The following is a 13,782-nucleotide window of genomic DNA, read 5'->3' on the forward strand; positions in this document are numbered from 1 at the left end:
AGTGCGGTCTATCGGATGAACACCAGTGTGCTGGAGGGAATGAACAACAAGATCAAGGTGATCAAGCGGATGGCTTATGGCTACCGGGACAACGATTACTTCTTCCTAAAGATAAAAGCAGCGCTTCCCGGTAAAGCGCGATGAACCTTTTTTTTGGGATGCCCGACATGAGTCAGAGACGAACAATCAACATATCGAAGAGCCGCCACACCCAAGGACTCTTGCAGCAATGCAGAGGCTCACATTATCGGGACAAACATAAAGTTTGAGGATGGTTGACGACGCTCAGATAGCCAAAGGGGGCATGCGTGTAGCGGAGGAAAGGTGGCTAAAAAGCAGGGGTTTTCCCGCCTTACGCGTGGCTAGATGGGGTTCTTGCTTGAACTAAACGGCATAACTAATAGCAACGCAAAAACGCCGCACTCGTTAGAGCGCGGCGTTTTCATCCTGGTTTGAGTCTTAATCTGAAGAAATAACAGTCTCGCCCTGCGGCAACAGGTTCGCCTGAATATCTTCCTCAGTGAAGAACAACTGGCGGTAGTCCTTGTTGGAATACTGCTCGCTCTGATCACTAAAGAATGGTGACATGGCGTCCGTAGACTGGGAATAACTCACAAGGCCATAAGCCTCCGGACCATTGTCCGTGAATTCCAGCCCGAAGTGCCAGCTGGTACCTCTAGCCATCAGCCAGCCATCAATGCCATCAGATCCGTCTGACAGCCCTGCAGTGTTATCGATGGTTGACGGTGCAATCCTCGGGAATCGGGTATCTTCCAGGAACGGATCTGTCACAACACCGATCGCATTAAAGGCGCCGTCAATGTTGCCATCGCCACCGTGCCAGGGGATTGGCTGAGTCTGGAAAACGGGTGTCCCGCCGGAGCCAGGAACAACACCGCCAGAAGCTCGATAATATTGCAGGTCGCCCAGTGCATCAGTCGGCAAAATGCCCTGAGACTGCAAAGCAGTCACGCCATCGGCAAGCGCGAGAAGCATGGTGTCGCTCGCTGTCCCTGCATTCTCTTCGGATGGATCCGCAGGCGTGCCTACAGGATCGGCCGGGCTGAATGGCGTAGTTAGATCTGAATCCAGATCGTTTCGGTAATTAGCCATGAACAGCCGGAAAATATGAGCACCCACGCTATCCCGATTGTACAGGCCATCCCAAGTGCTTAGCGATTGGCACCAGGAAGACAGATCGACGCCATTCACTGCCGTAGTGCCAATGGCATCGCAGCGCTGCAGAAGTTCCGGCAGGAATTGCTCTGCATACCATGCGCGGTTGTTCCAGATCACTCCAATCAACTCCTCTGCACTGAACTTTCCGTCCTGTCCAGCCGGAAGCGGCGCATCCGGAAAGCCCGGTTCCATCAGATTCTGCAGCATCTTGATACCAAGGCGGGTACGGGGATTGATTGGCGCCTTTTCATCGCCGAACAGGGGCGAGAAACCCGTCAGGAACTCGTCCGGGTTGGTTGACCAATAGCTACTGTTGGAGTTCTGTACCCAATCCGATCTAACCAGTTTTGGCTTCTGGTCATAAGGCACCAAAGGACCACAAGCGGTATCCACCCAGTCCTCCTGGGAGAGTCTGCCGTCGAGCAAGGTAACGCCCTGGTCAAAGAGGCCAGCGTATGCTGCACTGCCTGCCCTTCTGAAGTTCACAAGCGCGATGGCTTTCTCGGAAAGGTTCGGCACCGAACTGCTGTCGATGTAGAACGCATTACCCTGGTCATCCGTATAGGTGGTGTTGGTCCACAGGGTTGAGCCGCAGTTCTGGAAGACACTCTGGAACTCTTCAAGGTTGCTGGCTCGGCTCATGCCCAACCAGGTGTCCAGAAGCCCCCCAGTGTTGGCATTGGCATCACGATAGGTGTGAGCCACCATCGAGGAAGTGTTCAGCGCACCATTGTCGCCCCAGGCCGGCAGCTGACCACTCACAGCGTTCGCCGCGATCATCGGGCCATACTCGGAGAAATAGAAGGTTCTTTTCAGTACAACTGTCTGAGGCCCCAAATCGACCTCGATTTGATAGGTCTCGGTTGTAATCGGCTTCTCAACTCCATCTTTGACGTAGGTAAGATTATCTCCATCCTTGAGTACCAGCTCATACCAGGTAAATCGGCGACTGGTCGTCACCGTGTGGGACCAGGCAAGATTCTCATTGAAATTGATCAACGGGATCGCCGTACCCAGAAGGCCGGCGCCATGAACATTCAGGTAACCCGGCACGGTCATCTGAACCTCGTAGAGGCGCCGATGTCCTGTGTAAGGGAAGTGGGGGTTCGCCAAGAGAGCGCCCCGGCCCTGCTCGGTCAACTCGCCACCAATACCCCAAGCGTTACTGGCAAGGCCCATATCCGCGAAATTGGTCTGTGATTTCGCGCCAGCCTCTGCGGTAGCCACAACGCTCTTGAGAAGTTTGTTTACTTCCTCAACATTGGTCACCGAGTTTACCGGTGTCGGAGCCGGACTCTCTCCCGGAGGGACTGCGAGGAAAACCGCCCCTGTGGCGAACAGCGCACCACTGGCGTACTGACCAACGATGCGATAATGAGCCAGCAGATCCACCGGTGTTATCGGTTTAACCCAGTCCTGATCCGCACATTCCGCAGGGAACTGAGAAGAATCCGTTTCATTAACGTAACGGTTGTAACCCTCAGTGAAACCCTCAATCAGCGCACGGCTCTCCGGGCTCAGGTTGGGGAACTCGGCCTCAGCGCCAGCATAAATCTGTTGGGCCTTGTAGCTGAAGTCATTGACTATATTGATACCGACGCCAAATCCCGCATCAGGTCCCGGTCCAAAATACTTTGCTCTCTCGCTTCGGGCCTTAACTACGGCCTCTGCCAGCATACAAACGTTGTCCTGAGCTTGAGCATAACCGTGCCCGAAAGCCGCAGATTTCAGGTCGTCAGCGACAATGTGAGGAACGCCGCCCGTAGTTCGACGGATGGTCGCCTCTAGCTGACCATCCGAGGGAAAGAGATTGGGGTCCACCTCTGTCTGTGAGGGTCCAGAAGAGTCATTGTCGCTATCAAAACAGCCCGCCAGCAAAGTACTGCCAAGCAGGGCGACGGTGAGACTGAGGGCATGCCTGCCACTCGGGGTTTTCCTGAGTTTCATAGTGTTGTCCTTGTATTTGTTCACTACGGTTCCACCGCTTCCGGTGACATTTATAAAACTAGCAGAGCCCTCCTTTTCAGCCAGACAAAACTGAACACTTATTCACGTTATTTTCTTCTAAAGAAAGTGATCGTTATCAGCCCCAAGCATTTTCCCGATCCGGGACGTTTCCGATGGCGTTTTTTCGAACTTGATCGGGAACCCGATCTGCGGCTGTAGAGTGCCGTCTCCCCTGTCAACGCCAATCACCATGTCCCTGGCCTTCAGCTGTGGATGTTCGGCGGCCTCCGAAATGGTCAGAACCGGTTCCACGCAGGCATCCTGATCAGCAAAAACCTCCTGCCAATCGGCCAGCGGTTTCGCAGCAATTTTTTCCTTGATGGCGGCTTTGAGTTGCTGCTGATGCTCGGGCTTCTGGCTCATGGCGAGGCTTTTCATGTCCGGTATTCCGAGGGTGTCGCACAGGCGAGCGGAGAACTGGGGTTCGAGGCTGCCCACCGAGAGCCAGCGACCGTCGCTGGTCTGGTAGTAGTCGTAGAATGAGCCACCGTTGAGCAATGCGCTCTCTGGCTTCTGCTCCTCGCCACCCGCCAGGCAGGCCGCCCCGGCCATGGCATTCAGTGCAAAGGCGGCATCGGTCATGCTGATATCTACGAACTGCCCTTCTCCGGTCTGCTGCCGATGGATTACAGCAGCCAGGATACCCATAACGGCATGGTGGGAGCCGCCTGCCACATCCGCTATCTGGATACCCATGGGTGGCGGGCCGCTGTCGGCCCGGCCACAGTGGCTGCTGACGCCCGCCAGGGAGAGATAATTGATGTCATGGCCTGCGCGGTCCTTGTAGGGGCCGGTCTGGCCATAACCGGTGATGGAGCAGTATATGAGGCGGGGGTTTACGGCCTTCAGGGCCTCATAACCAATGCCAAGCCGGTCCATCACGCCCGGGCGAAACTGCTCAATAACAACGTCGTAGTCTTTGACCAGTTCCAGAACTTTCTCCCGGCTCCCCTGCTCTTTGAGGTTGAGCCCGAGAGACTTCTTACCACGGTTCAGAAAACCGTGGGCGGTGCTCACGCCCGCATCGTGAGGTGGCATTACCCGGGTCAGATCCACTCGGCCCGGTGCTTCCACACGCAATACATCTGCCCCCATGTCTGCCAGCAGCATGGTGGCGTAGGGGCCGGGCAACAAGGTACTGAAATCCAGAACTTTCAGGGACGTCAGAGGACCCGCCATGATGATCTCCTTTTTATTCTCAGAGTTGTCGCAACAGCGTTCGTTTCCTTCATGCTGCCCGGTTTTGCCAATGGGGCCAACTGCCGGTTCCGTCATTCCGATTGGCCGTTTCTACCAGCTCGACCGAACGGCTTCGGTTGCATTGTTCTGCCGGGGTTTTATGATGGGTTTCGTTTTTATGGAATGGCGAGCGTGATGTCCGATCTGACGGTTTCGAAGCACTTTGTTCAGGCTGCCCTTGTGGGTGCCGAGAGACTTGGTTTTGATACCCGCGAAATGCTTCGGGAAGCAGGAATCTCTCCCGATCTGTTACGTATCGAGATGGCCCGGGTCAGCAGTGACCAGTTCAGTCATCTGATGCAGGTGCTCTGGAACCGGATGGGAGATGAATTCATGGGGCTGGGGCCCAGACGGGCCCGAACAGGGACTTTTGCCACCATGTGTGCGCTGGTGATTGACTGCCCCAACCTGGAGTCGGTCTACAGGCAAGCCTTTCAGTTCTCCCGCCTGTTTGAGCCCATGGTGTCGATGGAACTCGAGATTGGCGAAGACAAGGCTCAACTGGTGGCCCGAATGGAGGGCGAGATCAACGACCCGAGCTTTTTCCTGCGGGAGAGCATTCTGGTGATCTGGCACCGCCTGGGCAGCTGGCTGATCGGCCAACCCATCGAGCTGGAGAAGGCCGAGTTTAATTACCCCAGGCCGGCCCATGGCGACGAGTACCGGCACATTTTTCACTGCCCTCTGGCGTTCGAATCCGACAAGATCGCCCTTACCTTCGACAAGCGCTTCCTGTCGGCGCCAGTGATCCGGGACAAGCCGGAGATGCGGCAGTTCCTGAAGACCTCCCCGGCCGACCTGCTATCCCGCCCAGACGAGAGCAATACATTTACAGGACGCATCCGGGCTCTGATCGGCAGGGATTTTTCGAAGCCGTTGCCGGATTTTGAATGGATTGCCGCAGAACTACACACCAGCCCGCAGACACTGCGGCGTAGGCTGAAGCAGGAGAATACCTCGTTCCAGGAAATCAAGGATCTGTTGCGGCGGGATATGGCGATCTACTACCTGAGCCGACAGGAACTTCCCATTAACGACATCGCCGCCAAGGTCGGTTTCACCGAGCCATCAACCTTTCACCGGGCCTTCAAGAAGTGGACCGGGGTAACACCCGGTGCATATCGCGAAGGCGAGCGCGGAGACCTCTCGAATTGACTCAGGATCCCGAGGGGGTCTGGAGCGTACGGATCAGTTGCCCCAGCGTCTCGGCGATTTCCTGGGCCCGCTCACGGTTGGCGGCCAACTGTAACAGACGGGAACCGTCTCTGGGATCGTAGACCCAGCAGGTTGAAACAGCCGCCTCGCAACGCCACTCAACCCTGGGATTGATACCAAACACCGACATTGGCTCCGTGCTTCGCAGTATCCGGCCGTCCTCGGCGCGCTTGATTTCCTGAATCTGTATCTCGTCTCCCTGCGTTCCAATGCGATATTCCGCATCCGCCGGTCGGTCGAGCCGCACCACCGCCTGATCACGGCGCCAGCCGGCCAGTTCGAGCAGACTGTTGATATGAAGCGTCAAAGCCTCCCGGTCTGAATCTGCCAGGTATAGCTTGCGCAAGGACTCAATACGGCCTTCACCCGCAGGCTCAATGACCGCGACCTGCTCACTCTCACCGGCTGCCTGAGGCGCCAGAGCGTTCTGCTTTCTGGTCTTTTCAATAGAGGTGATCAGCTGCAGGGATTTCTGATAATGGGCACCCTCGGCGCCGGCGCGGCTCACATAGGTTTCAAGAGCAGATTGGGCTTCGTTCAGGTGAGAAGACTGCAGCATCACCCGGCCCCGGTAAAAAAAGTAATCGGCTGGTTTTTCCCCTTCCAGTTGCTGTAAGCGGTTCAGATATTCGGCAGCCTCGCCCCAATTCTCGGCAACAACGGCCTCCTCGGTAGCCAACATCAATCTGCGGGTTTCGTGCTCGGGCGCCAGCGCCAGCGCGGGTCCCGCCAGGAGCATGGAAGCCAATACGGCTCCAAGGGCAAAACAGCGACCTGTTCCAAATAATACTGCCATGGCATCTACTCCTGCTCGTTATCTGCACCAATCGCCTGTTCCGCTGAATCAGGCAGGTCGTTGTCCCCGGAATGATGGAAATCTTCAGTGTCGTCTACCTCAGCCTGATCCATGATTCCCTTCGGCAATTCCTTTTTCACCCTAACACCCAGCTCCACAAAGCGATTCGCCTGGGAGATCAGGTTGCCGCGCCCGCGGGTCAGAGTATTCATTGCCGAATCATAGGTTCCTTGGGCGGTATGCAACTGCGTGCCCAGACGCTCCATTGCCTCAACAAACACCCTGAGTTTGTCATAGACGGCGCTAGCCCGCTCGGCGATTTGCCGGGCGTTCTGGCTCTGGCGCTCGTACCGCCAGATGTTCTCAATGGTTCGCAGTGTTGCCAATAGCGTAGTTGGAGTTACCACAATAATCTTTCGCTCAAAGGCTTCTGCGAAAAGGTTCTCGTCCTGCTGAAATGCTGCCACAAAAGCAGGTTCTATCGGCATGAACAGTAGCACGAAATCCGGTGAATGGAGGCCGTGGAGCTGGCTGTAATCCTTTTCGCTGAGGGTACGGATGTGATTTCTCACGGCCTCAACATGTTGCTTGAGAGCCTCCTCTTTGACCCCGGACTCCTCGTCTTCCGTCACCCACTGCTGGTAGGCCACCAGTGAGACCTTGGAATCGATAATCAGATTGCGACTGTCTGGCAGATGGACAATGACATCCGGCCGGTAAAGCTGGTTGTCGCTGTCGCGATAGCTGCCCTGGGTGTCATACTCCACCCCCTTACGCAGACCGGACTTTTCCAGTACCCGCTCAAGGATCAGCTCGCCCCAGTTGCCCTGAATCTTCTTGTCGCCCTTCAGCGCCCGGGTCAGATTGGATGCTTCCTCGGTTATCTGACGGTTCAGGTCCTGCAGTGACTTGATCTCACTACGGAGCGCCTGACGGTCACGGGTTTCGGTGGTATAAACGTCCTCAACCCGTTTGCGGAAGTCCTGCAGCTGGTCCCTGAATGGATTGAGCAGAGTATCAAGGCTGGTGCGGGTCTGCTGGCTGAAACGCTCGCTTTTCTGCTCGAAAATCTTGTTGGCCAGATTCTCGAACTCCTGCTTCAAGGCATCACGGTTGCGTTCCAGAAGCTCCAGCTTCTCATTGGCGGATCGGCGCTCCTTATCAATCGTCACTTCCTGTTCCCGGAGCGAAACACGGGCCTCGCCCAGCGCCCCGGAAAGCTCGTCCGCCTTTGCCTGCAGGCTCTGACGCTCTCCTTCCAGCTGCGCCAGGCGCTCTTTCCGGCTCTCCAGATCCGACTCAAGCCCGGCCAGCCGGTTTTCGAGGCTTGCGGCGTGCTGCCGCCAATGCTCGACGTCCTGCTCAAGACGACTACTCCTGCCCCAAAGCCCTTTCAGAATGACCAAAAGAATTAACACAACCATCAACCCCGCCATCAGATCAGGTCGGGACAAGATCAGTTCTGTGATGGCTTCAGGCACCTGGTACTACTCCTGTTGAGGTTCTGTGTTTGATTGAACAGTCAGCATTTCTCTGTTGCAGAACAGTCTACCCCACGAAAGGAACCTTTTGCCCGGTGCACCGTCAATCTGATTGGCACCGCCGATAAGGACCTCGACTGTTTGGCAATATTTTAAAGCCCGGGCATCTGTCTCTGGACGGCCAACGTAATATCGTCTAAAAGGGTAAAATGTTCACCCGCCAAGTGGTTATTACCCTTTGTTAACCGCAAACCGGGCCCGAACCAGATCAGAAACGGATAACAGATCATGCTGAAAGAACTGTGGCGAAAACTGGAGGCGGAGTTTCTGCACAATGACTGCTCCGGCCAGGACCGCCAGGCAGGTTTGTTCGGCACCCGCTCGACCGCCAACAAGGAAGGATTCCGAATCCTTCCTCACATCACCCACACAGGCGAGTTTCACCTCGAGCGTCTTACCAATCTGCTGAAAGCCCGTTATGGCAAGAGTTTCGGGATGCCCTCCAGCAAATCTGAAAGTGACGAGGAAATCCGGGAACTGATCAGCTTTGCTGCTCGAATTCAGGACCAGGATGTACAGCGCGAACTTCTGCTGTTCTACCTCAATTGCTCGCCGGTTATTCAGGAATACCTGCGTGCTGAAACGGTTCTTGGTGACGGCCACTTTCTGTCACGGTAAACACTACTGCCCCTTAACCATCTGTAAATCAACCACACAGGTTGGATGTTGTATACTCCCGTTCCGTATTAATTCGGTTTCACACGCACAGACCGTCACGGTAGCCCGAATTCGGGCGTGACAGGCTGCCAGCTCAGGGGTTCTTCATGGGTTTTAAATGGTATCGGGCTGGACTGCCTAAGCTTACCGTCACCGCAATTGCAGGCATTCTTCTGCTGACGGGGTGCTCGGCAGACCGCTATTTCATGGTTCCCAAAACTGACCTGAATGAACTCCAGGGCTCCGTCAAGAGTCAGCGTGCGACGCTCGTTACCATGGAAGAAAACGCAGCGGTAAGGCACGAGCGAGCCATTGCCCAAAACCGCTCATCGACTCAAACCATACTGGACGCGATTGCCACCCAAGTGGAAAAACCCGAGTGCCCGCCGGTGCAGGCCCAGAAGCAATGCCCCACAATAGACAATTCGAAAGGCCGCGCAGATCGACTCAAGGGCAAAGTTATTGTCGGAGAGGTCGAAAACTTCTACCTCGCAGGTCCCGGTCTGATCTACAAGGCTCGAATTGACAGCGGTGCTGAAACCTCCTCAATCGACGCACGCAACATTACTCGGTTTGAGCGGGACGGCAACAACTGGGTGCGGTTTGATGTACCTGTTCCCGGTGCCGACAAGTTCGTAACACTGGAAAAAGAGATCTCCCGCCGCGTTCGAGTTATCCAGGCCAGCGCTGAAGAAGCAGAGCGCCGTGTCGTCGTCGAGCTTCAGTTTTTTATCGGCGATCACCAGCAGGTAGCGGAGTTTACACTTGCCGACAGAACCAACCTGACATACGAAGTTCTGATCGGTCGCAATATTCTGCGTGACGTGATGCTGGTCGATGTCGGCAAGGAGTACGCAACCGACTTACCCGAATCCATCCGCAACAGCAACGGGAACGAATCGTGACCACCCGCTCGCGCCTGCCCTTTTACATCGCCGTTTTTCTCCTGATCGCCGCGGGCATCTCCCTCGCCGTCTGGCGACACATTGAGCTTGGCATTCCCTGGCTGACAGGCGAGCAGCGACCTGTATGGATGGTGGAGGCACGAATTGATTTTGACGCAGGCGACGGCTCGGTGCTTGCCAGCCTCAATATTCCTGAGCAGCCCCCGGGTTTCCGGATCCTGACCGAACAGGCGGCGTCACCCGGCTACGGCTTTTCCATCATCGACAGCTCTGGCAGTCGCCGAGCGGAGTGGAGCAAGCGTGAAGTCTCCGGGCCACAAACCCTGTACTTCAAAGCTCAGTTTATCCCGGATCCAAACGCCCAGCCGGAGATCCCGGTGCGTGAACCCAGAACACCGAGGACCTTTTGGGAAGAACCCGAAGCAACCGCCGTGCAGGAAATTCTGGACCAGGCAAAGGCCCGTTCAAGCACCCCTGAGAGCATGACCCGTGAACTGATCCGGCTTATGCAGCCAGATACACGGACACAGAACACAACCCTGCTGGTCTCGGAAGAGAACTACCTGGACCTTCTGGTCGACATGCTCAACCACAGCGGTATTGCGGCCAGAATAGCGGATGGACTGAGGCTGGAGGATGCTCGCCGTCGGCAACAGCTGATGCCCTATCTGCAAATCTACAACGGCGAACGCTGGCTCACCTTCAACCCCAAAACGGCGGAACAGGGCGTGCCTGAGGACCTCCTGCTTTGGCGCCAGGGCGCGGCCTCATTGCTTGATGTGGTGGGTGGCAAAAACTCAGAAGTGAGCTTCTCAATGCTCAGGCAAACGGTTCCCGCCCTTCAGCTGGCAACCATGGAGTCCGCCTCCAACGGCCTCGGTTTCCTGAGCTTTTATGAGTTGCCCATAGAAGAACAAAGCATGTTCCGCATGTTGCTATTGCTGCCATTGGGTGCACTGATGGTCGCTTTCATGCGGATCGTCATCGGTATTCGCACCTCTGGCACCTTCATGCCCGTGTTGATCGCCGTGGCGTTCGTCCAGACGACTCTGGTGCCGGGATTGATCGCTTTCCTCTCGGTAGTGTCCATTGGTCTGCTTATGCGCGGCTACCTTTCCAGTCTCAACCTGTTGCTGGTATCACGGATTTCCGCCCTGATCATCCTGGTTATTTTTATTACCGCTGGCCTAAGCATCATCGGCTATCAGATGGGATTCAACACCGGCATGACGGTGACTTTCTTCCCGATGGTGATCATTGCCTGGACCATCGAGCGCATGTCCATCCTCTGGGAAGAAGAAGGCGCACACGAGGTCATGGTCCAGGGCGCCGGCAGTCTGTTTGTGGCCATCTGCGCCTATTTGCTGATGAGCGCACCATTGGCCGGCCATCTCACCTTCAACTTCCCGGAGCTGCACCTTGTTATCCTCGGGTTGATCCTGTTGATGGGTCAGTACACCGGCTACAAGCTCAGCGAGCTGAGGCGCTTTACGCCAATGAAGGCGTACGACTGACATGGACTGGATATCGCCGCGATCACTGAAGAGACTGGGCATGCTGAATATGAACCGGCGCAATGTCGACTACATTGCCCGTTACAATGAGCGCTCTTCCTACCCATTGGTCGACAACAAACTGAAGACCAAACTGGTGGTTGCCGAGTACGGCGTAAAAACCCCGAAACTGCTTCAGGTTGTTCGCCAGCAGCATGAAATATCCCACTTCCGGGAAATGGCAGAGGATCTGGCCGGTTTTGCCATCAAACCGGCGAAAGGATCCGGCGGCAAGGGCATTACCGTCATTACCGGTCGGGATGGCGATGAATACATAAAGGCGTCTGGTTCGCGCGTCGATTCTCCATTCCTGGAACGTCATCTGACCAACATTCTGGCCGGGCTCTACTCACTCGCGGGCACGCCGGATGTGGCGATCGTGGAAAACCTGGTGGAGTCTGCTCCATCACTGGCGAAGTATTCTCACCAAGGTGTGCCCGACATCCGGATTATCGTCTTTCAGGGCTACCCCGTGATGGCCATGCTCAGATTGGCTACAACCGCATCTGACGGTAAGGCAAACCTCCATCAGGGCGCTGTGGGTGTTGGTCTGGATATCGGCTCTGGTCGAGGCCTGAACGCGGTTCAGTTCAACCGCCCGATCACCCTGCACCCGGACACCGGCCTGGCGCTGGAAAACATCCAGATTGAAGCCTGGGACGAGATGCTGGAAATGGCTTCCCGATGCTACGAGGCAACCGGCCTTGGCTACATGGGAGTCGATCTGGTGGTGGACGCCAACGAAGGGCCACTGCTGCTGGAATTGAACGCCCGACCCGGGCTGGCAATCCAGATGGCCAACGGTCGCGGCCTGCTGCCCCGTCTCCGGGCCATCGAGTCGCTCAAGCGGCCACATTTCACGCCGCTGGAACGCTCCCGTTTCGCCATGGACACATTCGCCAGTAGCTGAGTTTTTACCTGGCACAAAAAAACCGGGGCCGAAGCCCCGGTTTTCGTTCTTCAGGTCACGTTTACGTGAGTTCGCCCCGTGCGATCAGTAGTTGCCGCTCGTGACTGAGCCCCTTGAGCAGACCCCAGGTCATGATCAGGAGAACCACCGTAAACGGCAGGCCTGCACTGATTGCGGTTGCCTGAATGGCGCCCAGTGCGTCCTCACCGCCACCAAAGATCAGGGCAGCAGCAATCGCACCTTCGGCAACAACCCAGAACACACGCTGAGCAGTCGGTGCATCAGTCTTACCACCGGCAGTAATGCTGTCGATGACCAGCGAGCCGGAGTCTGATGATGTTACGAAGAACACCAGCACCAGAATGATGCCGACAAATGACAGAATTCCAGTGAGCGGAAGATTTGCAAACATCTGGAACGTCGCGAGGGAAACCTCGGTCAAGCCATTCTCTGCCAGTTCGCCAATTCCTTGTTGGATCTGTTCGATAGCAGCGCCACCGAAAGCACTCATCCATACGACTGTGATGACGGTCGGAACGATCAACACTGCAGTAACAAACTCACGTACGGTGCGTCCCTTGGAAACACGCGCGATGAACATGCCAACGAACGGTGACCAGGAAATCCACCATGCCCAGTAGAACACAGTCCAGCCCTGGAACCAGGCTTCGTCTTCACGGCCAAACGGATTGCTGAGCTGCAAAGCGTTACCAACATAATTGGACGAAGTTACCCAGAGAGTTTCCAGGATGGTCATGGTTGGACCAGCGAAAATCACGAACAACAGCAGAATGCCGGCGACGGCCATATTGACGTTACTCAGGATCTTCACGCCCCCGTCGAGGCCCCGAAGCACTGAGATCAATGCAAGCGCTGTCACGCCGACGATGATCGCCATCTGCACATTGGTACCAGCGCCTGTACCGAACAGGTAATTGAGCCCGGAAGCCGCCTGCTGAGCACCGAACCCGAGGGACGTCGCGAGACCAAAGATGGTGGCTACAACTGCCAAAATATCGATCACGTGGCCAGGCCAGCCCCACACCTTATCCTTCAACAGGGGGAAGAAAGCAGAGCGGATGGTCAGCGGCATGTTTTTATTGAAGGCAAAAAATGCCAGGGAAAGAGCAACAATCGCATAAATGCCCCAGGGGTGCAGGCCCCAGTGGTACATCGTCGCGCCCATTGCAAGATTGCGGGCTTCATTCGTGCCCGCCTCTACGTTGAGTGGTGTCTCATACCAGCCTGTGTAGTAGGCCACCGGCTCAGCAACGGCCCAGAACATGAGACCAATTCCCATGCCAGCCGCGAAAAGCATGCAGAACCAAGAAATTGTAGAGAATTCAGGTTTGCAGTCCTGCCCGCCAATACGGATCTTACCCATTGGCAGGAAGATCAACGCCAAACACACCACTACGAAGATGTTGGCACTGATCAGGAAAAACCAGTCAAACGTCGCGATAATGTCCCATTTTGTTCCATCCAGCAGCTCTTTCGCCTCGCCGGGAAACATCAGGGTCCCTATTACGAACGCAACAACCAGTATCGCCGTGATCGGAAATACCGGTGCGTGGAGATCCAGCCCGAACGGTGTGATATTGTCCTGGCCGGCCACGTAGTCCGTCGAATATTCGTCTTTGACTACCTTGCCCACGTTATGGAGCCTCCTGAGTTGATAATTCGTTTATTCAGAATCGGAGTTCAAACATTACAAGCGCGTTATCATAATGTTTTGAGTTCAAAACATCAAAACTACGATTATTTTAGCCGCCTTGATATT

Annotated in this window: 11 protein-coding genes; 6 read left to right on the plus strand and 5 right to left on the minus strand. The window is 55.6% G+C overall.

What is annotated here, in order from left to right; genetic code table 11:
• A partial coding sequence (locus KEHDKFFH_RS17955; RefSeq protein WP_146084236.1) for a transposase occupies nt 1–144 on the plus strand: 144 nt, incomplete at its 5' end.
• A 315-nt stretch (nt 145–459) separates the two neighbouring features.
• Here KEHDKFFH_RS17955 and KEHDKFFH_RS17960 read toward each other — a convergent pair.
• Together KEHDKFFH_RS17960 and KEHDKFFH_RS17965 are read right to left on the minus strand one after the other, a co-directional pair.
• Nucleotides 460–3,126 carry a penicillin acylase family protein gene (locus KEHDKFFH_RS17960; RefSeq protein ID WP_104323181.1) on the minus strand — a complete coding sequence of 889 codons (2,667 nt, stop codon included), beginning with the start codon at nt 3,124–3,126 and terminating at the stop codon, nt 460–462.
• Nucleotides 3,127–3,243: 117 nt separating this feature from the next.
• The gene (locus KEHDKFFH_RS17965) at nt 3,244–4,365 is read right to left on the minus strand and encodes a CaiB/BaiF CoA transferase family protein (protein ID WP_104323216.1); all 1,122 of its coding nucleotides are present in this window, start codon (nt 4,363–4,365) and stop codon (nt 3,244–3,246) included.
• A gap of 195 nt (nt 4,366–4,560) precedes the next feature.
• On the opposite strand from KEHDKFFH_RS17965, the gene KEHDKFFH_RS17970 reads away from it, so the two are divergent.
• Nucleotides 4,561–5,580, plus strand: a complete 1,020-nt coding sequence (locus KEHDKFFH_RS17970; RefSeq protein ID WP_104323182.1) for an AraC family transcriptional regulator — start codon at nt 4,561–4,563, stop codon at nt 5,578–5,580.
• A gap of 1 nt (nt 5,581) precedes the next feature.
• Here the strand turns inward: KEHDKFFH_RS17970 and KEHDKFFH_RS17975 are convergent, their stop codons facing one another.
• The gene (locus KEHDKFFH_RS17975) at nt 5,582–6,436 is read right to left on the minus strand and encodes a hypothetical protein (RefSeq protein WP_104323183.1); all 855 of its coding nucleotides are present in this window, start codon (nt 6,434–6,436) and stop codon (nt 5,582–5,584) included.
• A 5-nt stretch (nt 6,437–6,441) separates the two neighbouring features.
• Nucleotides 6,442–7,917 (minus strand): DNA recombination protein RmuC, encoded by a 1,476-nt coding sequence (locus KEHDKFFH_RS17980; RefSeq protein ID WP_104323184.1) that lies wholly within the window; start codon nt 7,915–7,917, stop codon nt 6,442–6,444.
• Nucleotides 7,918–8,205: 288 nt separating this feature from the next.
• On the opposite strand from KEHDKFFH_RS17980, the gene KEHDKFFH_RS17985 reads away from it, so the two are divergent.
• The 4 genes from KEHDKFFH_RS17985 (at nt 8,206) to KEHDKFFH_RS18000 (ending at nt 12,002) form a co-directional block, all read left to right on the plus strand.
• Nucleotides 8,206–8,595 (plus strand): hypothetical protein, encoded by a 390-nt coding sequence (locus tag KEHDKFFH_RS17985; protein WP_104323185.1) that lies wholly within the window; start codon nt 8,206–8,208, stop codon nt 8,593–8,595.
• A gap of 146 nt (nt 8,596–8,741) precedes the next feature.
• Nucleotides 8,742–9,539 (plus strand): ATP-dependent zinc protease family protein, encoded by a 798-nt coding sequence (locus KEHDKFFH_RS17990; protein WP_104323186.1) that lies wholly within the window; start codon nt 8,742–8,744, stop codon nt 9,537–9,539.
• A complete protein-coding gene (locus tag KEHDKFFH_RS17995; RefSeq protein ID WP_104323187.1) occupies nt 9,536–11,053 on the plus strand; it encodes an inactive transglutaminase family protein in 1,518 nt (505 codons plus the stop codon). The genes KEHDKFFH_RS17990 and KEHDKFFH_RS17995 overlap by 4 nt, the downstream gene beginning before the upstream one ends.
• 1 nt (nt 11,054) lies before the next feature.
• Nucleotides 11,055–12,002, plus strand: coding sequence for an alpha-L-glutamate ligase-like protein (locus tag KEHDKFFH_RS18000; protein WP_104323188.1), 948 nt, complete (start codon nt 11,055–11,057; stop codon nt 12,000–12,002).
• A gap of 61 nt (nt 12,003–12,063) precedes the next feature.
• Here the strand turns inward: KEHDKFFH_RS18000 and KEHDKFFH_RS18005 are convergent, their stop codons facing one another.
• Nucleotides 12,064–13,656, minus strand: a complete 1,593-nt coding sequence (locus KEHDKFFH_RS18005) for a BCCT family transporter (RefSeq protein WP_104323189.1) — start codon at nt 13,654–13,656, stop codon at nt 12,064–12,066.
• Nucleotides 13,657–13,782: the final 126 nt, after the last annotated feature.

It is taken from the genome of Marinobacter maroccanus, from assembly GCF_002933275.1.
Classification (GTDB): Bacteria; Pseudomonadota; Gammaproteobacteria; order Pseudomonadales; family Oleiphilaceae; genus Marinobacter; species Marinobacter maroccanus.